This is a genomic window from Bradyrhizobium sp. BR14999 (assembly GCF_056106085.1).
Genome location: NZ_CM148536.1, coordinates 7,869,871 through 7,889,943, shown reverse-complemented (window position 1 = coordinate 7,889,943; position 20,073 = coordinate 7,869,871). Strand labels below are relative to the sequence as shown.

19 protein-coding genes are annotated in these 20,073 nt (G+C 65.0%); 13 read left to right on the top strand and 6 right to left on the bottom strand.

What is annotated here, in order from left to right; all coding sequences use genetic code 11:
- The first annotated feature begins 242 nt into the window (after positions 1–242).
- Together ACR9YP_RS36915 and hemC are read left to right on the top strand one after the other, a co-directional pair.
- The gene (locus ACR9YP_RS36915; RefSeq protein ID WP_438111386.1) at positions 243–1,868 is read left to right on the top strand and encodes a GMC family oxidoreductase; all 1,626 of its coding nucleotides are present in this window, start codon (positions 243–245) and stop codon (positions 1,866–1,868) included.
- Between the two features lie 102 nt (positions 1,869–1,970).
- On the top strand, positions 1,971–2,951 hold the full coding sequence (hemC, locus tag ACR9YP_RS36910; RefSeq protein WP_438111388.1) for a hydroxymethylbilane synthase: 981 nt from the start codon (positions 1,971–1,973) through the stop codon (positions 2,949–2,951).
- 171 nt (positions 2,952–3,122) lie between these two features.
- On the opposite strand, the gene hemE is transcribed toward hemC, so the two are convergent.
- On the bottom strand, positions 3,123–4,157 hold the full coding sequence (gene hemE / locus ACR9YP_RS36905; protein WP_438111390.1) for a uroporphyrinogen decarboxylase: 1,035 nt from the start codon (positions 4,155–4,157) through the stop codon (positions 3,123–3,125).
- Between the two features lie 109 nt (positions 4,158–4,266).
- Between hemE and ACR9YP_RS36900 the strand changes: the two genes are divergently transcribed.
- Together ACR9YP_RS36900 and ACR9YP_RS36895 are read left to right on the top strand one after the other, a co-directional pair.
- Entirely contained in the window at positions 4,267–4,482 is a 216-nt protein-coding gene (locus ACR9YP_RS36900; RefSeq protein WP_438111391.1) for a hypothetical protein, read from the top strand.
- A gap of 160 nt (positions 4,483–4,642) precedes the next feature.
- Entirely contained in the window at positions 4,643–6,547 is a 1,905-nt protein-coding gene (locus ACR9YP_RS36895; RefSeq protein WP_474218347.1) for a diguanylate cyclase domain-containing protein, read from the top strand.
- Between the two features lie 10 nt (positions 6,548–6,557).
- Here the strand turns inward: ACR9YP_RS36895 and ACR9YP_RS36890 are convergent, their stop codons facing one another.
- Together ACR9YP_RS36890 and trhO are read right to left on the bottom strand one after the other, a co-directional pair.
- Complete coding sequence (locus tag ACR9YP_RS36890) at positions 6,558–6,776, bottom strand: SlyX family protein (RefSeq protein WP_091898967.1); 219 nt, start codon at positions 6,774–6,776, stop codon at positions 6,558–6,560.
- A complete protein-coding gene (gene trhO, locus ACR9YP_RS36885) occupies positions 6,766–7,563 on the bottom strand; it encodes an oxygen-dependent tRNA uridine(34) hydroxylase TrhO (RefSeq protein WP_438111395.1) in 798 nt (265 codons plus the stop codon). The genes ACR9YP_RS36890 and trhO overlap by 11 nt, the downstream gene beginning before the upstream one ends.
- A gap of 198 nt (positions 7,564–7,761) precedes the next feature.
- Between trhO and ggt the strand changes: the two genes are divergently transcribed.
- The 8 genes from ggt (at position 7,762) to ACR9YP_RS36845 (ending at position 15,739) form a co-directional block, all read left to right on the top strand.
- A complete protein-coding gene (gene ggt, locus ACR9YP_RS36880) occupies positions 7,762–9,348 on the top strand; it encodes a gamma-glutamyltransferase (protein WP_438111397.1) in 1,587 nt (528 codons plus the stop codon).
- 165 nt (positions 9,349–9,513) lie between these two features.
- Positions 9,514–10,128, top strand: coding sequence for a (2Fe-2S)-binding protein (locus ACR9YP_RS36875; protein WP_438111399.1), 615 nt, complete (start codon positions 9,514–9,516; stop codon positions 10,126–10,128).
- Between the two features lie 4 nt (positions 10,129–10,132).
- A complete protein-coding gene (locus ACR9YP_RS36870) occupies positions 10,133–11,149 on the top strand; it encodes an FAD binding domain-containing protein (protein ID WP_438111401.1) in 1,017 nt (338 codons plus the stop codon).
- A gap of 2 nt (positions 11,150–11,151) precedes the next feature.
- Complete coding sequence (locus tag ACR9YP_RS36865; RefSeq protein ID WP_438111403.1) at positions 11,152–13,443, top strand: xanthine dehydrogenase family protein molybdopterin-binding subunit; 2,292 nt, start codon at positions 11,152–11,154, stop codon at positions 13,441–13,443.
- A gap of 60 nt (positions 13,444–13,503) precedes the next feature.
- Entirely contained in the window at positions 13,504–13,968 is a 465-nt protein-coding gene (locus tag ACR9YP_RS36860; RefSeq protein WP_438111405.1) for an FKBP-type peptidyl-prolyl cis-trans isomerase, read from the top strand.
- Between the two features lie 185 nt (positions 13,969–14,153).
- The gene (locus ACR9YP_RS36855) at positions 14,154–14,666 is read left to right on the top strand and encodes a cupin domain-containing protein (RefSeq protein ID WP_438111406.1); all 513 of its coding nucleotides are present in this window, start codon (positions 14,154–14,156) and stop codon (positions 14,664–14,666) included.
- A gap of 129 nt (positions 14,667–14,795) precedes the next feature.
- Positions 14,796–15,224, top strand: a complete 429-nt coding sequence (locus tag ACR9YP_RS36850; RefSeq protein ID WP_438111408.1) for a VOC family protein — start codon at positions 14,796–14,798, stop codon at positions 15,222–15,224.
- Between the two features lie 26 nt (positions 15,225–15,250).
- Positions 15,251–15,739 (top strand): VOC family protein, encoded by a 489-nt coding sequence (locus ACR9YP_RS36845; RefSeq protein ID WP_438111410.1) that lies wholly within the window; start codon positions 15,251–15,253, stop codon positions 15,737–15,739.
- 157 nt (positions 15,740–15,896) lie between these two features.
- Here ACR9YP_RS36845 and ACR9YP_RS36840 read toward each other — a convergent pair whose 3' ends face one another.
- The gene (locus tag ACR9YP_RS36840; protein WP_438111412.1) at positions 15,897–17,036 is read right to left on the bottom strand and encodes a hypothetical protein; all 1,140 of its coding nucleotides are present in this window, start codon (positions 17,034–17,036) and stop codon (positions 15,897–15,899) included.
- Between the two features lie 2 nt (positions 17,037–17,038).
- Entirely contained in the window at positions 17,039–17,740 is a 702-nt protein-coding gene (locus ACR9YP_RS36835; protein ID WP_438111414.1) for a FecR family protein, read from the bottom strand.
- Positions 17,741–17,791: 51 nt separating this feature from the next.
- On the opposite strand from ACR9YP_RS36835, the gene ACR9YP_RS36830 reads away from it, so the two are divergent.
- Complete coding sequence (locus tag ACR9YP_RS36830) at positions 17,792–19,222, top strand: phospholipid carrier-dependent glycosyltransferase (protein WP_438111415.1); 1,431 nt, start codon at positions 17,792–17,794, stop codon at positions 19,220–19,222.
- A gap of 57 nt (positions 19,223–19,279) precedes the next feature.
- Here ACR9YP_RS36830 and ACR9YP_RS36825 read toward each other — a convergent pair whose 3' ends face one another.
- Positions 19,280–19,921: an OmpA family protein gene (locus tag ACR9YP_RS36825; protein WP_474218346.1), complete on the bottom strand. Its 642-nt coding sequence runs from the start codon at positions 19,919–19,921 to the stop codon at positions 19,280–19,282.
- Positions 19,922–20,073: the final 152 nt, after the last annotated feature.

Genomic DNA, 20,073 nt, shown 5'->3' with positions numbered 1-20,073 from the left:
GATTCACCTCTCCTGTAGGGAGAGGTCGGATTGCATCGAAGATGCAATCCGGGTGAGGGGTTACAGTCTCACTCGCCGTTGCGGCCCCTCACCCGGATTGCTACGGACGATGCTTCGCATCGCCGAGCGCAATCCGACCTCTCCCCGTCGGGGAGAGGTGAAGCTCGCATCGCTGATCGAATTTAGCCTGCTCTAAGTGACGAAACTGGAAACGCCAACACCAACAAAAAGAACAGTAGCGCATGAACGCAAATTCCTCGCTCGCGCCGTCCGATCCCGAATTCGACTACATCATCGTCGGTGCCGGCTCCGCCGGCTGCGTGCTCGCCAACAGGCTCTCTGCGAATGGCAAGCACAGCGTGCTGCTGCTCGAGGCCGGCCCGAAGGATTCCAACATCTGGATCCACGTCCCGCTCGGCTACGGCAAGCTGTTCAAGGAGAAGACGGTCAACTGGATGTATCAGACCGAGCCGGAGCCCGAGCTGAAGGGACGGCAGGTGTTCCAGCCGCGCGGCAAGACGCTGGGCGGCTCGAGCTCGATCAACGGCCTGCTCTATGTCCGCGGCCAGCACGAGGACTACGACCGCTGGCGCCAGCTCGGCAACACCGGCTGGGGCTATGACGACGTGTTGCCCTACTTCAAGAAGGCCGAGAACCAATCCCGCGGCTCCGATCAATATCACGGCAGCGGCGGGCCGCTGCCGGTCTCCAATATGATCGTGACCGATCCGCTGTCGAAAGCTTTCATCGACGCCGCGGTCGAGACCGGTTTGCCCTACAACCCTGACTTCAACGGCGCCACGCAGGAAGGTGTCGGCCTATTCCAGACCACGACGCGCAACGGCCGGCGCGCCTCGACGTCGGTGGCCTATCTCGGCCCGGCGAAGACCCGCAGCAATCTCAAGATCGAGACCTCCGCACTCGCCCAGCGCGTCCTGTTCGAAGGGCGCCGCGCCGTCGGCGTCGAATACCGGCAAGGCGCGGCCTTGCGCCGCGCGCGGGCCCGCAAGGAAATCGTGCTGTCGAGCGGAGCCTACAACTCGCCGCAGCTGCTTCAGCTCTCCGGCGTCGGTCCCGCCGATCTCTTGCGCAAGCACGGCATAGACATCGTGCTCGATGCTCTCGGTGTCGGCCATGACCTCCAGGACCACATGCAGGTCCGCATCGTGATGCGTTGCTCGCAGAAGATCACGCTGAACGACACCATCAATCATCCGCTCCGCCGCACGATGGCTGGGGCGCGCTATGCGCTGTTCCGGAAGGGCTGGCTGACGATCGCGGCGGGCACGGCGGGCGCGTTCTTCAAGACCAGCCCGCGGCTGGCGTCACCCGACATCCAGGTGCATTTCCTGCCGTTCTCGACCGACAAGATGGGGGAGAAGCTGCACGATTTCTCGGGCTTCACCGCCTCCGTGTGCCAGCTCCGGCCCGAAAGCCGCGGAACCTTGCGCATCAAAAGTGCCGACCCGACCGTGCCGCCGGAGATCCGCATCAACTACATGTCGACCGAAACCGACCGCAGCACCAATGTCGAGGGCCTGAAGATCCTGCGCAAGATATTGAACGCGCCGGCGATGAAGCCGTTCGTGGTCAATGAGTACGATCCCGGCGCGAAGGTATCCACGGACGCCGAGTTGCTCGATTATTGCCGCGAGCGCGGCAGCACCATCTACCATCCGACCTCGACCTGTCGTATGGGCAATGACGCGCTCGCGGTGGTCGACCAGCGGCTGAAGGTGAGGGGGCTCGTCGGCCTTCGCGTCGTCGACGGCTCGGTCATGCCGGACCTCGTGTCGGGGAACACCAACGCGCCGATCATCATGATCGCCGAAAAGGCCTCCGACATGATATTGGAGGATGCGCGTTAGAGCATGATCCGGACCCGAAGGGCCGCGTTGGCGCAAAGTGGGAACCGGTTTTCCGATAAGATCATGCTCAAACAAAATGACGCGTCTCGAAAGGATCAGGACTTGGCTACGCGATTCAAGATCGGCACCCGCAAGAGCGCGATGGCGCTGGCACAGACGGAAGAGATTGCACGCCGCCTGACCGCCGCCGTGCCCGATCTCGACGTCGAGATCGTCAAGTTCGACACCACGGGCGATCTCGACCAGACCAGCAAGCTCCTGCCCCACGGCGGCAAGGGCGGCGCCTTCGTGGCGCAGATCCGCGCCGCCGTGCTGTCAGGCGAGCTCCAGGCGGCGATGCACTCGCTCAAGGACATGCCGGGCAACGAGGACACGCCCGGCCTTGTCATCGGCGCCACCTTGTCGCGCGATCCGCCCAGTGACGCGCTGGTGCTGCGCGACGGCGTGACGCTGGAGGCGCTGCGCCAGTCCCGCGGCAAGGGTTTCAAGATCGGGACCAACGCTGTCCGCCGGGCCGCCTATGCGCGGCGCCTGTTTCCGGAGGTGGAGGTGATCCACTTCCGCGGCGCCGCCGACACGCGCGTGCGCAAGCTCGACAACGGCGAGAAGCAGCGCCTGCCGGATGGCGGTGCGGTGGGACCGGCCGATGCGCTGATCATGGCGCGGTCGGGCCTCGACCGCGTCGGTCTTTCCAGCCGCATCGCCTACGAATTCACCGCGGCGGAGATGCTGCCTGCGGCGGGCCAGGGCATCGTCGCGGTCGAATGCGCCGCGCAGGACTGGCAGACGCGGCAGATCCTTTCATCGATCGACGATCCCGCCGCGCATGCCTGTGCCGATGCCGAGCGCGAAGTGCTGTGGGTGCTCAATGGCCACTGCAATTCGCCGGTGGCGGGGTTCTCGACCATTGCCGGCGATCAGATGTCGCTGTCCGCATCTGTGCTCGACCTCTCCGGCAATACCATCATCGAGGCCTCGCGCTCAGGCCCCGCCAATCGTCCGCGCGAGCTCGGCCGTGCTGTGGCGTTGGATCTGTTGGCCAGGGGGGCCGCCGAGATCATCGAACGCAGCCGGCCGCGCTGAGCCTGCCCGCGAAATCACAATCGGCGATGGTGTCATCCTGCGCCTGTTTTGCCCGACGTGTCAAACGCGCGGGGTGAGTCATGCCGGCCTAGATTTTTCAATGACTTGTCTACTGTGCATGGGGTTGTTTTCGCACTTTTTGTTTTGCCGCGCCCCTTTGGGCGAAATAAATCAGCCCCGCACGCGCCTCAGCATCTGCTCGACATGGGCGATCGGCGTTTCCGGCTGGATGCCGTGGCCGAGATTGAAGATCAGGCGCCCTTTCGCAAAATTCGCCAGCACGTCGTCGACGGCGCGGTCGAGCGCTGCGCCACCAGTGATCAACACCAGCGGGTCGAGATTACCCTGCACGGCGACCTTGCTCTGAACGCGCTCGCGGATGAAGGCCGGCTCCGCGGTCCAGTCGATGCTCACCGCGTTGACGCCGGTTGCCTCGACATAGGCCGGCAGCTGCGCGCCGGCACCGCGCGGGAAGCCGATGATCTTCGCATCCGGCACCTTTGCGCGCACGCCTTCGACGATGCGCCGCGTCGGCTCGATCGACCAGCGCGCGAACTCGGCGGGCGGCAGCACGCCGGCCCAGGTGTCGAAGATCTGCAAGGCATCGGCGCCGGCGGCGAGTTGCGCCAGCAGATATTCGACCGAGTTGTCGACCAGCGCATCGATGATTTGCGCAAAGGCCTCCGCATGCCGGTAGGCCATCATTCGCGCCGGCGCCTGGTCGGGCGTGCCCTGGCCGGCGACCATGTAGGTCGCCACCGTCCACGGCGCGCCGCAGAAGCCGATCAGGGCAACCTCGGGAGCGAGCGCGCCGCGCACGATCCGCAGCGCCTCGAACACCGGCGCGAGCTTGGAGAAATCGGCGCGCGCGGCCAGCGTCGCAACCTTCGCCGGATCATCCAGCGGTTCGAGCCGCGGGCCTTCGCCGACCTCGAAACGCACGGAGCGGCCGAGCGCATAGGGGATCACCAGGATGTCCGAGAAGATGATCGCAGCATTGAAGCCGAACCGCCGGATCGGTTGCAGCGTCACCTCGGCGGCAAGCTCCGGGTTGAAGCAGAGATCGAGGAAGCCGCCTGCCTTGGCGCGCACCTCGCGATATTCCGGCAGGTAGCGGCCGGCCTGCCGCATCATCCACATGGGCGGGATGGCCTGGCGCTGGCCGGAGAGCACGTCGATGAAGGGCTTTGTCGCAGATTGGGGCACGAGCTGTCCTGATGCAGATTGAGGTTCCTGATACACCGTGAGAGGCCTGAGCGGAACAGGGGAACCGGCGCAAATGCGCCGCGTTGACCAGCCAATCGAGGAGGATCTCATGGCTCAGACATTCAACCCTGCGCCGCACGACAAGCACGCCGACGATCTGCGCGAAGCGCTCGCCGCCGATCGCAACGCCAAGCTCGATGACGGTCTGAAGGATACGTTCCCGGCCTCCGATCCCGTGAGCGCCGCGCAACCGACACCCTCGAAGGCGGATGCGGATGCCGAGCACCCCTCGGTCTGGAACAAAGTTAAGGCCATCTTCAGCTAGCCGGCGGGAGCCGGATTCCGATAAGCACGCTAATGTTCTGTTAGCGATGGGCCGATGCTTGCGTCCGTACGACTACGGGATCGCCGCGCATTGCTGCGGTAATTTCAGAGTTCAATAACAGAAGCGGCAGAGTTTCCGAACGATCGGAGAATTCTGCCGCATGAGTGCTGTGACCCAAAGAGCCGGATGGAGCCGTCTGCCGCTGCGCGCGGCCGCGTTCGTCGCGCTCACCTGCGCGACCATCCTTGGGATCAGCGCCTGGCGCGAATGGGCCGCGCGCGATGCCGTGCTCAAGGGTGCCGAGGCCGAGATGGCCAACGTTGCCCGCTCGCTGACACAGCATGCAGAGGACAGCCTCGATCTCCTGGATTCCGGCGTCGTCGGCGTCGTCAGCCGGCTGGAGATGGACGGCGCCGGCCCTGCCACGATCGCGAAGCTGCGTACCCTGCTGGAAGCGCGCAAGAAGGCCATCGAGCGCATTCACAGCCTCGGCATCATCGACGATCAGGGCAATTGGCTGACCTTGCCCGGCACGATCGGCTCGACCTTCAGCGACGACGCGTTCTTCCGCCATCACCAGCTCTCTCCGAAACGCGAGCCCCATGTCGGCCGTCCCGTGAAGAGCCTCCTGGACGGCGAATGGGTCGTCACCCTGTCGCGCCGCTTCAACAAGGCGGATGGCAGCTTCGGCGGCGTGGTGCTCGCGACCATCAGCTCGAAATATCTTTCGCATTTCTACGAGCAGTTCGAGATCGGCCGCAACAGCTCGGTGGCGCTGACGCATGGCGACGGCCTGATCGTCGCGCGCAACCCGAACAACGAAAAGTTCGTCGGACACAGTGTTGCCGACAAGCCGCTGTTCCGCGACGCCAGCCTGCAGCGGCCGGGCGGCGCCTATCATTTCAAGTCGCCGCTGGACGGCGCCCAGCGCGTCAGCTTCTTCAAGCGCAGCAGCCGCTACCCGCTGGTCCTGCTCGCTACCGTCGACAAGGACGAACTGCTGGCGCCCTGGCGCGCAGCCGCAATCTCCCGCATGCTCTACGTGGTCGCCCTGGTGATGCTGATCGCGATCATCGGTGCCATGCTGGTGCGGCAGTTGCAGCGGGGCCAGCGCATGGCCGCGGCCCTGATCGAGAAGGAGGCGCACTTCCGCTTGCTCGCGGAAGGCTCCAGCGACATGGTGACCCGCATCGGGCTCGACGAGCGGCTGCGTTATGTCTCGCCCGCGTCGGTGCGCCTCGTCGGCTGGCGCGCCAATCAACTCATCGGCACGCCTGCGCTCGCTGGCATCAATCCGGAGGATCTGCCGCAGGTCCAGGCGATCGTCGACGCCATGAAGCGCGGCGAGACGGAGGAGGCGCGCCTCGTCTATCGCAACGCGCACCGGGAGAACGGCGAAGTCTGGCTCGAATCGACCATGCGGGTGACGCGCAAGGACAATGGCCGCGTCGACGGCGTGGTGGCGATCTCGCGCGACATCACCGAACACAAGAAGCTGGAGACCAGGCTCGAGACGCTCGCGATCGAGGACAGCCTCACGGGTCTTGCCAACCGCCGTCGCTTCGACGAACGGCTGATGGAGGAATGGGCGCGTGCCTACCGCGACCGCTCCAGCCTCGCCTTGCTGATGATCGACGTCGACCACTTCAAGGCCTACAACGACGAATACGGCCATCCCGCGGGCGACGCCTGCCTCCGCCTGGTGGCACAGATCATCGCGACCGAAATGCAGCGTCCCGGCGATCTGGCGGCGCGCTATGGCGGCGAGGAATTCGCCATGCTGCTGCCGAACACCGATGCCGAAGGCTGCGCCCGGGTCGGCGACCGGATCAGGCGGGCGATCCGCGAGGCAGGCCTCGTCCACACCACCAACCATGCGACCGGTTGCGTCACCGCTTCGCTCGGAGGCGCGGCGTGCCGGCCGGTGCTGGAGCGCACGGCGGGCGTGGCCTCGCTCGTCGAGGCGGCCGATCAGGCGCTCTACGCCGCGAAGGAAGCCGGGCGCAACCGATTGATGATGTCGGGCGAAGTTGCCAGCCTGATGCTCAAGGCGTCCGGCCAGTAGCTCATCTTTTTCAATAATGCGGCGGGCGCTCGTTGGCAGGCCCCGGCGCATTCGCCTCGGCCTCCTGGAGCCGTTCGCTCAGCTGTGCGATCTGCCGCGTCAGCGCATCGATCTGCTTCCACTGCGCCGTGATGGTCTGGTTCAGCGTCTCGATCGTGTCGTCCTGATAGGCAAGGCGCATCTCCAGCGTGTCGATGCGCTCGCTCAGCGTCTTGATCTCATTCGTCACGGCCGTGGCCCTTGTCCAGTTCTCGCAGGCCAAGTTCTCGCAAGCCAAGTTCTCGCAATCCATGGCCGAGCGCGACGCGCTCGTCGAACACGAAGCATTCGCCGCGCCAGCGGCTCTGCGTCTCCGGCACCTGTTCCAGATATTTGAGGATGCCGCCTTTGAGGTGATAGACCTCGGCAAAGCCGCGCGCGAGCAGATGCGCGCTGGCCTTCTCGCAGCGGATGCCGCCGGTGCAGAACATCGCGATCCTGCGGTGCTTTGCCGGATCGAGCTGCGCGGCGGCAAAATCCTTGAACTGGCCAAAACTCTTGATGCCGGGATCGACCGCGCCCTCGAACGTGCCCATCGCCACCTCGAAGGCATTGCGGGTGTCGAGCAGCAGCGTATCGGGTGCCGCAATCAGCGCATTCCATTCGGCGGCGTCGACATAGGTGCCGACCTGCTTTGTCGGATCGGCGGCCGCATCGCCGAGCGTGACGATCTCCTTCTTCAGCCGCACCTTGAGCCGGCCGAACGGCATCGCCGCGGCGGTCGAGAATTTGAGCTCGAGATTGTCGAGCCGGCCGCCGAACATGTCGCCGTGCGCGAGCTCGTGAGCGAAGGCGCCGATCGCCTCCGGGGTGCCCGCGACAGTGCCGTTGATGCCCTCCTGGGCCAGCAGCACGCTCCCCTTCAGCGCCAGGCGAGCGCAGAACGCACGCAACGGCTCGCGCAGCTCGCGGTAATCCGGGAGGGCGGCGAATTGGTAGAAGGCGGCGACCTTGGTGACCGAATTGTTGTCAGACATGGCGGCTCGTTTAGCAGGCGACGGCCGCCCGGAAAACCCGCCATGGCTGAAAGCCGCGAGTGGTCCATACGCCCAGCGGATGGCAGCCATTTCATTGGTATGCCAGCATTGCTCCGGCTGGCCGGAATATGTCATGTAGGCCGGGTTTTTCCGAGATGGCGCGCCGTCGCGCCGGATGTCCAAGAAAGCAAGAATCGCATGAGAAACTTCCATTTCCCCGGCAGGTCCACGGTCCACGCCACCAATGCGATGGTGGCGACCTCGCATCCGCAGGCTTCGCTCGCCGCGATCGAGGTGCTGCGCGAGGGCGGCACGGCGGTGGACGCAGCGGTCGCCGGCTCGGCCGTGCTCGGCGTGATCGAGCCGCAATCGACCGGCATCGGCGGCGACTGTTTTGCGCTGATCCAGCCGCGGGGCGAGGGCAAGATCATCGCCTATAACGGCTCCGGCCGCGCGCCGAAGGCGGCGAACGCCGACTGGTATCTCGAGCGCAAGATCAATTCCGTCCCGCTGACCTCGGCCCATGCAGTCTCGATCCCCGGTGTGGTCGACGCCTTCGCCACCGTGCTGCGCGATCACGGCAAGTTCGGCTTCGACCGGCTGCTGCAGCCCGCGATCAAGGCGGCGGAAGAGGGCTACGTCGTCGCGCCGCGCATCGCCTTCGATTGGAAGAACCAGTTCGAGAAGCTGAAGGGCGGCACCAACACCGTGCGTTACCTGTTGCCGGGCGGCAAGCCGCCGGTGGCCGGCGACGTCATCCGCCAGGCAGAGCTCGGCAACACCCTGCGCGCGATCGCCAAGGGCGGCCGCGACGCCTTCTACAAAGGCCCGATCGCGGAGGACATGGTCGAGACCCTGCGCGGGATCGGCGGCCTGCACACGCTCGATGATTTCGCCGCGCACACGACGGAAGTGACCACGCCGATCGGCACCATGTACAAGGGCTATGACGTCTGGCAGTGCCCGCCGAACGGGCCCGGCGTCACCATGCTGCTGATGCTGAACATCCTGTCGCGGTTCGATCTGACCAAGTTCGCACCGCTCAGCGTCGAGCGCTTCCACCTCGAGGCGGAGGCCGCGCGCATCGCCTACATGAATCGCGAGATGCATGTCGCCGCCCCCGATCATATGAAGATCAACGTCGCCGAGATGCTCGCCAAGGGCTTTGCCGACGAGTACATCAGCAAGATCCGGATGGACGGCATGCTCGAGCTGCCGAATGTCGCGCCGCCGATGAATCCGTCGACCATCTACATCACGGTGGTGGACAAGGACCGCAACGTCTGCTCGTTCATCAACTCGATCGCCCATTCCTTCGGTTCGGCGATCGTCTCCAACAAGACCGGCGTCCTGTTCCAGAACCGAGCCGGCGGATTCCGCATCCAGCCGGGCCATCCCAACTGCATCGCAGGCGGCAAGCGCCCGCTGCACACGATCATGCCGAGCCTGCTCACCAAGGGTGGCCGTTCCGTGATGCCGTTCGCCGTGATGGGCGGACAGTATCAACCGACCGGCCAGACGCATGTGCTGACCAACATCCTCGACTATGGCTGCGACGTGCAGGAGGCGATCGACATGCCGCGCGGCCTGCACTACGAGGGCCAGTATCAGCTCGAGGACAGCGTGCCCGCCGCGATCGTCGAGGGCCTGAAGAAGCTCGGCCACAAGACCACCAGCGTGGTCGGTCCGCTCGGCGGCGCCCAGGCGATCTGGATCGACTGGGAGAAGGGCACGCTCACCGGCGGTTCCGATCCGCGCAAGGACGGCTGCGCGCTGGGCTATTGAGCGCCCGCGCGGTTCCCCGCGCAAGATCAGGAAAAGTTGACGAAGGGCGACGCGGCATTTGCTGCGTCGCCCTTTCTCGTTCGGAACGGAGCCCATTGCTTCAGGTTAAGGGGCGATGAGCGGTGCAGGCGTGCGCTGCTTGGTTTGAAGCAGTGGAGGCCGTCCATGTCCGATAAATCAAGTTCCAGAGCATCCGCATTCGATCGGCGCGCCTTCATGGCCGGCGTCGCTGGGAGCGCGCTCGTGCCGATGACGGCGCGTGCCGCCGCGCAGGACGCAAATGCGCCGGTCGCACAAGATCCGGCGCTTCCTGTCGAGGTCACCCTCCACGTGAACGGCAAGGACAAGCGCCTGAGCATCGATGCGCGAACCACTGTGCTCGACGCGCTGCGCGAACAGCTCAAGCTCACCGGCAGCAAGAAGGGATGCGATCACGGCCAGTGCGGCGCCTGCACGGTGCTGATCGGTGACCGGCGCGTGGTGTCGTGTCTGACGCTCGCGCTCGCCGCCGAGGGGCAGGAGATCACGACGATCGAAGGCCTCGCCACCGACGACCGCCTGCATCCGATGCAGCAGGCCTTCATCGACAACGACGCGTTCCAGTGCGGCTATTGCACGCCCGGCCAGATCATGTCTGCCGTCGCCTGCGTCAAGGAGGGGCATGCAAACAACGAGGCGGACATCCGCGAATATATGAGCGGCAATATCTGCCGCTGTGCCGCCTATCCCAACATCGTCGCCGCCGTGAAGCAGGCCGCGCCCGAGATCATGAAAGGCTAGGCGCATGCGACCGTTTTCGTATCAGAGGGCAACAGACCCTGACATGGCCGTGCAGGCGCTCAGCGCCGCCGCGGCCGCGAACAATCCGCTGACACAGGCCCCTGCGCAGCCGCTCGCCGGCGGCACCACGCTGATCGATCTGATGAAGCTGGATGTGATGCGGCCGGCCGCGATCGTCGATATCAATCCGCTCGCGCGCGACTGGTCGGCGATCGAGCCGAAGGATGACGGCCTGCGGCTCGGCGCGCTCGCGAAGATGTCCGACGTCGCCGCGCATGACGGCATCCAGCGCAACTATCCGGTGATTGCCAATTCGCTGAAGCTCGCGGCGAGCGCCCAGCTGCGCAATATGGCGACGCTCGGCGGCAACGTGATGCAGCGAACGCGTTGCAGCTATTTCCGCGATGTTTCCTATGAGAACTGCAACAAGCGCCATCCCGGCTCCGGTTGCGCCGCGATGGACGGCGTCAACCGCATGCATGCCGTGCTCGGCGTCTCCGACCAGTGCATCGCGACCTATCCAGGCGATTTCGCCCAGGCGCTGATCGCTCTCGATGCCATGGTCGAGATCACGGGCAAGGCCGGCACGCGCAACATGCCGTTTGCCCAGCTTCACAAGACGCCGGGCAGTACGCCCGACATCGAAACCACGCTTCAGCCCGGTGAGCTGATCTCGGCCTTCGCGGTGCCAGGACGCTGGCCGCGCTCGGTGTATCTCAAGGCGCGCGACCGGCAATCCTACGAGTTCGCGCTGTCCTCGGCTGCGGTCGCGCTCGACGTGCAGGACGGCACGATCAGGGACGCGCGCGTCGCGCTCGGCGGTGTCGCCACTGTGCCCTGGCGGGCGCGCGAAGCGGAGGCGCTGCTCAAGGGGCAAAAGTTCGACGAAGCCCTTGCGCAGCGCGTCGCCGATGCCGCTTTCGCAGATGCCAGGGGGCGGCGGCACAACAGCTTCAAGATCGCGCTCGGCAAGCGCGTGGTGGCACGCGCGCTCCAGCAGGCCGTAACGATGGAGATCTGATCATGACCGCTGCTGCTCCCGAGCCGAAGACGAACATGGGCCAGCCCGTGCCGCGCTATGACGCGGCCGTAAAGGTGACTGGACGCGCGACCTATGCGTCCGACATGCCGCTCGCCGACCCCGCCTATGCGTTCCTCGTCACCAGCGCCATCGCCAAGGGACGGGTCGATCGTTTCGATCTCGATGAGGCCGGACGTGTGCGCGGCGTGATCGACATCGTCACCCACGAGAACGCACCGAAGCTGAAGGACTCGAAGCTCTTCAGCAATGGCGGCTATGCGGGCACGACGATCCAGCCGTTGAAATCGGCCGACATTGCCCATGACGGCCAGATCATTGCGGTGGTCGTTGCCGAGAGCTACGAGGCGGCCCGCGAGGCCGCCAACCGCGTCAAGGTCAGCTACACGGCCACCACGCCAAGCGCGACCTTCGACTCGCCCGGAACGACCACGGCGGCAGCGAAGGGGCAGAATGCCCAGTTCAAGGAAGACCCGAAGGTCGGCGATTTCGCCAAGGCGTTCGACGAGGCCGAGGTCAAGCTGACGGCGTCCTACGACACACCGACGCAGCATCACAATCCGATGGAGCTGTTCTCGACGAGCTGCGTCTGGATGGGTGACAACCTCGTCATCTACGAGCCGAGTCAGTTCGTCTACGGCCTGAAGAACGGCGTCGCCGAACAGCTCGGCATCGACGCAGACAAGGTCCGCGTGGTCAACCCCTATGTCGGCGGCGGCTTCGGCTCGCGCGGATCGATGACGCCGCGCACCGCCATCATCGCCGCTATCGCAAAGCGCCTGAATCGGCCGATCAAGCTGGTCCCGACCCGCGATCAGGGCTTTACCATCACCACCTATCGCGCCGAGACCCGCCACGAGATCAAGCTTGGTGCGCGTCGCGACGGCAAGCTGGTCGCGCTCAGGCACGAGGGCGCCGAGGTCTCTTCGCGCCCCGATCCCTATTGCGTCGGCGGCACCAAGACGACGACGCGGCTCTATGCCTGTCCGAATGTCGACAGCCTCGTCTCGATCGTGCGCGCCGATCGCAACACGCCTGGCTTCATGCGCTCGCCACCGGAGGTGCCGTATCTGTTCGCGCTGGAGAGCGCGATGGACGAGCTGGCGGTGAAGCTGAACATGGATCCGATCGAGCTCCGCCGCATCAACGACACCACCATTGAGCCGATCAGCGGCAAGCCCTATACGTCGCGCTCGCTGATGGCCTGCTTCGACGAGGCCGCCAAGGCGTTCGGCTGGGCGCAGCGCTCGCCTCAGCCGAAATCGATGTCGGATGGCGACTGGCTGATCGGTTATGGCTGTGCCACCACCTGCTATCCGACGCACATGGGGCCGTCCGCCGCGCGCGTGCGCCTCCAGCGTGACGGCCGCACCCGTGTGGAGATCGCCGGCCACGAGATCGGGACCGGCGCCTACACCGTCATCGCCCAGACAGCCGCTGAGCGGCTCGGCGTGCCGCTTGAGAAGGTCGCCGTCTTCATCGGCGACAGCGATCTGCCACCGGCGCCGGTTGCCGGAGGCTCGAATTCGACGGCCAGCACCTGCTCCGTGGTGATGATGGTGTGCGACCAGATCCGGCAGCGCCTGTTCAAGGCGGTGATGCCGAGCCAAAGCCTGACGGACAAGGCCAAGGAGACCGTGGGTATCGGCCAGACACCGGCCACGCAGGCGGCGAAGGGCGACCGCGCGCTCGACCTGGAGAAAGCCTTCGACGCGCTTGGTGTCGGCGTCGTCGAGGAATATGGCGAGTGGAAGCCGGAAGACGCGCCGCTGGATTCCTTCCGCGCCATGCACAGCGGGCAGGTGCGGCTGGTCGGTGGCCACGCCATGAAAGACCAGATCGCCTATGCCTTCGGTGCGGAGTTCGTCGAGGTCCGCGTCAACCGCTTCACGCACGAAATCCGTGCGTCCCGTCTGGTCGGCGCGTTCGCGGCAGGCCGCATCATGAACCCGCGCACCGCGCGGAGCCAGCTGATGGGCGGGCTGATCTGGGGCATGTCGTCGGCGCTGCTCGAGGCCACCGAGATCGACGAACGCAATGCGCGCTACGTCAACGACAACTTCGCGGACTACCTCGTGCCCGTGAATGCGGACGTGCCCAGCGTCGAGGTCATCATGCTCTCCGAGCAGGACGATCACATCAATCCGGCAGGTGCGAAGGGCCTCGGCGAGCTTGCCAATGTCGGCACCAATGCGGCGGTCTGCAATGCGATCTATCACGCCACGGGCCAGCGCATCCGCAAGCTGCCAGTCCGGCTGGAAAATATCGAGGTGTGAGGGGTGGAAACCTCACCCGCGTTGCGCTAGACACCTCCCGCTTCAAACGGAAGGTGCCTAATGCAGCGTTTCCAGCGCGCACTCCTCGCCCTGATGTCGGCAGTCGCGATCACCGTGATCGCCGGCGTGTCGCATTTCGTTTCCACCACGGCCTCGGCCCAGACTGCAGGAAAGACCATGACCACAGCTTCAGGCTTGCAGATCATCGACAGCGTCGCCGGCACTGGCGCTTCGCCAAAGCCGGGCCAGATCTGCGTGATGCACTACACCGGCTGGCTCTACGAGAACGGCCAGAAGGGCAAGAAATTCGACTCGTCCGTCGATCGCAACGAGCCGTTCGAATTCCCGATCGGCAAGGGCCGCGTCATCGCCGGCTGGGACGAGGGCGTTGCCTCGATGAAGGTCGGCGGCAAGCGCACGCTGATCATCCCGCCGCAGCTCGGCTACGGCGCCCGCGGTGCCGGCGGCGTGATCCCGCCGAACGCGACGCTGATGTTCGACGTGGAACTGCTCGCGGTAAAATAGTTTGCGCCGTCATCCCGGGTTCGTGCTGCGCATCGCCCCGGGATGACTGAGCCAGATGACTGAGCCATACGGGTTTGCTCGCGAAAGCAAGGTCTCGTGACTATGAGGGTTTCGATTTTGCTGTGGCTCGTGGGCGCGGCTTTGGGTTAGTTTGCCGCCCAAGGAACCAACAGAAAGCAAGTCCCATGACCGGCCATGACCACACGCATTCGCACCATGCACACGATCACGAAGATCGCTGGAAACATGACGGCGTGCGCGTCATTCCCGGCGACCAGCTCGATACGAACGTGCCGTCGACGGCAGGCATGGACCGTGCGGCCGCGATCAATTTCGCGCGCGTCGGCGCGCAGAAATTGTGGGCGGGTACGGTCAGCATCAAGCCCGACGCCAAGACCGGCGCGCATCACCACGGCCATCTCGAAAGCGTCATCTATGTGGTGAAGGGTAAGGCGCGGATGCGCTGGGGCGAGCGTCTGCAATTCACCGCGGAGGCCGGGCCCGGCGATTTCATTTTCGTCCCGCCCTACGTGCCGCATCAGGAGATCAACGCCAGCCCCGACGAGGTGCTGGAATGCGTGCTGGTGCGCAGCGACGGCGAGGCGGTCGCGATCAATCTCGATATCGAGCCGGTCGAGAAGCCCGAGACGGTGCTGTGGATCGACCCCGTTCACCGCGATCCCAACGAGAAGAAGTAAGGCCGTCCGAGGAGCGAGGTTCGGTGCGACAGAATCTCGCTGGGGGAAGGTCAAAAGATATTCGGAAGCCGTGTCGGATGGCCGCCGGCTGGTCCGTCCTTGGGCAGAACCCCCGCCAAGGAGCTTCCGATGCCCAAGATGATCTTCGTCAATCTGCCGGTGACCGACCTCAAGCGCGCCACTGCCTTCTACGAGGCGATTGGCGCGGTCAAGAACCCGCAATTCAGCGATGAGACAGCGAGCTGCATGGTCTTTTCCGAGACCATTTTCGCCATGCTGCTGACCCACGACAAGTTCCGTCAGTTCACGCCGAAGCCGATCGCGGATGCCAGGACCTCGAACCAGGTGCTGTTCTGCCTGTCCGCGGACAGTCGCAGCGATGTCGACGATATCGTCGGCAAGGCCGCGGCTGCGGGCGGGGTGGCCGATCCCAGTCCGAAGGACGAATACAGCTTCATGTACGGCCGCAGCTTCGAGGATCCGGATGGCCACATGTGGGGTGTGAACTGGATGGATCTCGCGGCGGCCCCTCTGCAGCCCGAGATGGCGAACGCCTGATCGCGGCCCAGAGCAGGAGTATTCAAATGTCCAAGGTCACGCCCTGCCTATGGTTCAACGGCGATGCTGAAGAAGCCGCCAACTTCTACGTCTCGCTGCTGCCCGACTCCAAGATCGTGCACGTCCAGCGCAACGTCTCCGATGGCCCCTCCGGCAAGCAGGGTTCGGTGCTCGTCGTCGAGTTCGCGCTCGGCGGGCAGCGCCTGGTCGCGCTGAATGGCGGAATGAAGATGGAGTACACCCACGCGCTGTCGCTGATGATCAATTGCGACGACCAGGCCCAGGTCGACAGCGTCTGGAACGCTTTCCTCGCCCATGGCGGAAAGGAAGAGCAGTGCGGCTGGCTCAGGGATCGCTGGGGCGTGGCCTGGCAGGTGGTGCCGAAAGTGATGTTCGAATTCCTGTCGAGCCCGGACAAGGCCGCGGCCGCGCGCGCGATGCAAGCGATGATGAAGATGGTCAAGCTGGATGTCGATGCGTTGCGTCGCGCGTTCGAGGGCAAGTCGGCGGCGTGAGCCGCGGCATGGTCACGCCACACACTCACTGTCATCGCCCGGCTTTGACCGGGCGATCCAGTACTCCGAGACGGTCGTGGTTCAATGATGGGCCGCGGCGTACTGGATGCCCCGCCTTCGCGGGGCATGACAGCTGAATGTGCGGCAAGCCATCACCCTAATAACTAATCCTAAGCCCCACGCCGCCATGGATGGTGTTGCCGACCGGCTGCGGGCCCAGCGTGCCGTTGGCGAAGAGATCCACGATCCAGCCTTTTTGCACGCGGAAGCCGAGGCGGCCGCCATATTCGAACCAGCCCTGGTTGCCCGTGGTCGGGACCACCACGCCGTTGCCGGTCACGGTCGCCACGATGCCGCTGTGCCCAGCAAACGACTGCACCCAGCCGCCGTTGATGTTGGCCTCGATGTTGCTGCCGTAGAGATGCGTCCACTGGCCGCCGATCTTGACCAGGCTGGTGCGGTCGGTACCGGTCGCGATCGTGGCATCGAACGGATTGAAGGCCACTGCGCTGTCGGTGTAGCCCGACACGCGCTGCCAGAGCTGCCAGACCTCGATGGAGGCCGCGACCTCGTCGCGCGGCGACAGGCGGCTGATCCAGCCGGCGCGGCCGTAGACCGCGTAGTTCGACGCGTTGGTCGAGCTGGTCACGCTCACAGGGCCGAGGCTGGTATTGTAGCTGCGCGTGTAGCGTGCCTTCTCCCACGGCGTCAGGATCGTGCCGACGTCGAAGAACGGGCGCGACGAGCCCCAGTCGGTGAAGTCATAACGCAGCGCGAAGGCGCCGATCGGTGCGCTCGTGATCTTGTAGCCGCCCTCGTTGTAGTGCGTGTAGGCGATGCCGGCGAGCAGCGACAGATTGCTGGTCAGCTCCTTGCGGCCGTGGATGCCGGCGGAGAACGAGCCGGCCGAGCCGAACGCGCTGATGCAGTCGCTGCAATTGATCTGCTCGTTGACGCCGAGCAGCACCGTGCCGAGCACGCGGTTGGTGATCATCTGGTTGAAGCGCTGATTGGCGAGGCCGCTGATCGAATTGCCGCTGGAATCCGCGCCGGTCGGCGTCGGGCTTGGCGATGGATCCGGGCTCGGCGCGGACGCAGGATCCGGGGTCGGCGAGGGTGACGGAGAATAGGTCGGCGTTGGGGACGGCGAATAGGTCGGGTCAGGCGTCGGCTCATCGCATCCGGATCCGCACGTCGCATGGGCTGCAGCCGGTCGAATATCCAGCGCAAAGGCAAGCGCAGCCAAGCCGGCCAGCGCGCCAGCGAGAACCCAGCGCTTGAAGCGGAGTTTCACCATTGTCACCGCCCGCACAGCATGCCGTCGTCTTGGACGGCAGGCGTGATGGTCGGCGAGGCGGCGGCATATTGGTTGACGGCGCAAAGCCCAGCGCTTGCTGCGCAGTTGGCGGCGAACGTCCAGGGCGGCGTGTTGGTCTTGGTGATGCCGACCTTGCCACCGGTCGAGGTGATGATCGCGGTGTCGCCGGGCTGGGTGAGCTGCACGCACTGAGAGCTCTTCGTGCAGACGTTGGCTGCGCCCTCCTGAAGCACGACGACGGAGCGGCCGCGCTGCGAGAGGATATCGAGCGTGGTGCCGCGCACGCCGATGGTCGCGAGCGGGGTCGTGATCTTGTAGGCGGCCTTGTCGGAGTGCCCGGTGACGAAGCGGAATGCGCCGGTGGTCATGCGGATCGCGACGTCGCGATAGCTGTGCTCGTCGTTGAAGACGGTGCGGTCGAGCTTCAGCGTGGCGCTCGGGCCCAGCGACAGGTTGGTGCTGTCGGCCATGACGAAGCGCGCCGCGCTGTCGGCGCCGGTGCGCACGGTCTCGTCGCGCAGCATGCTGTCGCCGACATTGATCGGCGTGGCGGTCGCGGCCACGCGCACCACTTCGTTCTGGATCACGACGGCTTCGCCGACGCGCGTCTGCGCCTGCGCGCAAGGGCCTGCGCACAATGCGGCCGACAACAGAGAGGGGAAAAGCCAGAAACGCAAATTCATTCTGCAACCGATCGATATGTCCCTGATCGTACCGGATCGCGCGCACTTGCGATGTGGCGGAATTATCACAAGCGGCGCGGGACGTGCGTGATGCTTAGTGACAGTTGCGGCAGAATGCGTTCAATGAAGATCGCGATCTCCTTTTTTGTCCGCGGTGACGCCAATTTGCCACGCAAAACATCTCCACAGCCGACGCTCGAATTGTCCGCGGTTCCAAAGGTGTCGCGGAGCGCAGTGATTGCCGTCGCGATTTTCCTGGTTGCTCATCTCGCACTCCTGATCGGTCTCGCGACGCCGGAGAAGTTCGTCTTCGACGAGGTGCATTATGTGCCGGCGGCGCGGCAGATGCTGACGCCCGTGATGTCGGAGCCGATGCTCAATCCGATGCACCCGCCGCTGGGCAAGGAGCTGATCGCGGCATCGATCGCAGCCTTTGGCGACAACGCGTTTGGCTGGCGCTATCCGGCGACCTTGTTCGGCGCACTCGCGGTCGTCGCGATCTATCTGTGCGGCCTCGCGCTGTTCTCCGCGCAAGGGCCCGCGATCGCAGCCGCGCTCATCGCTGGCAGCAACCAGATGCTCTTCGTGCAGGCGCGTATCGCCATGCTCGACATCTTTGCGCTCGGCTTCGGCCTGCTCGCGACCGCCGCCTTCATGCATGGCTTTCGAAAAGAGCGGCCGCATGCCCTGTTCGCGCTCACGGGCAGCCTGTTCGGCTGTGCTGCGGCCTGTAAATGGAGCGGCCTGTTTCCACTGGGCGTCTGCATCGTCATCGTTGCGGTTATCCGCCTGATGCAGGGCTGGCGCACGCTGTTTGCCGACGCCAGGCCGAGCGACTGGTACCGGCCCGATCTCTGGGACGGTTTTCGGGCGCAGCATGCCGCGCTCTGCTTCGCCGTCCTGCCGGCCTTGACGTATCTTGCCGCTTTCGTTCCGCTCTACGGATTGTCGTTGCCGGATTTGATCGAGGCGCAGCGGCGGATCTTCACCGACAACACCACGACGGCGATCGCCGGCCACACCTATATGAGCGCGTGGCCATCCTGGCCGTTGCTCGCCCGCCCGGTCTGGTTCCTGTTCGACAAGACGGCGGAGGACCACGTTGCCGCGATCGTCTTCCTCGGCAATCCGCTGGTGTTGTGGCCGGCGCTGCTGGCGCTCGCCGTGGTGCTGCGCGATTTCATCATGGCGCGGCGCTGGGATGCATTCCTGATTGCGGCGTTCTATTTCGGTCCCTGGCTCGCCTGGGCGTTGCTGCCGCGCACGCTGGGTTTCATCTATTACTATTTGCCGGCCGCGACCGCGGCGTCGCTTGCGCTGGTCTATGTGCTGCGCCGGGAGGGGCTGCCGCGCTGGCTGCTGTGGGCCTATGTCGGCGTCGCCGCGGCCGGCTTTGCGGTTCTGTTGCCGATCTCCGCGGCCTTCGTCGGCACCTCCATGCGAACCTTCGGCCGGCTGATGCTGTTCCAGAGCTGGATATGACATCGCCGCCTGCCGGATTAGAGCAGGCGGCGCGTTTCGTCAGGCGTAACTTGGAGATCACTTCGACGCGGTCTTGGTGTCCATGTTCACGACCTGGACGCGGCGGTTGATCGGGTCGGCGCCGTTGGCGGCGTCCTTCAGCTTGGTCTCGCCGTAACCGACGGTGACGAGATCAGCGCCGTTCAGGCCGTAGTTCTGCACCAGGTACTTCTTGATGGTGTCGGCGCGCCGTTCGGAGAGGCCCTGGTTGTACTGTTCGCCGCCGATCGCGTCGGTGTGGCCGGCGACCACGAAGGTCGAGCCCTTGAGCGCCGGATCGGACAGCGCCTTGCCGAGCGCTTGCACCGATGCCACCGACGTCTTGGCGATCTCAGCCGAGTTGTAGTCGAACTGAATCTCCAGATCGATCTTCGGCTTGGTCGCCGCGAGCTCTGCGATCTGCTCGCGTTCGCCCGTCGATAACGACCGGGTCGAGCGGTTGCGCACGGTGTTGAGGAAGGTCGATTCCTTGGCCTGCGCGGCGGTATCGACCTGCGGCCCCACGGAGAGGCCACGGGTTACCGGCTTCGGCTTCAGTGCATCCAGGATCTGGCCCGCGGAGACGTTGTTGTCGCCGGCCAGTGCAAGGCTCGCTGTCATCGACAGGGCCGCGGAGAGAGTAATCGCCTTCAGTCCAAAAAATTTATCAAAACGGGTCATTGTCGTGTCCTCGCTGTTACGCCTGATGGCGATTTGATGTTGCGAGCTTAGGGAAGGTTCAAAGGCCCGGATGTGATCCTTGTCACATTCGAAGCCACGAGCCGGAGGTCATTGTGTTCGTTCGTGGGTTGCGCCGAACCAAGCTCCCCGAC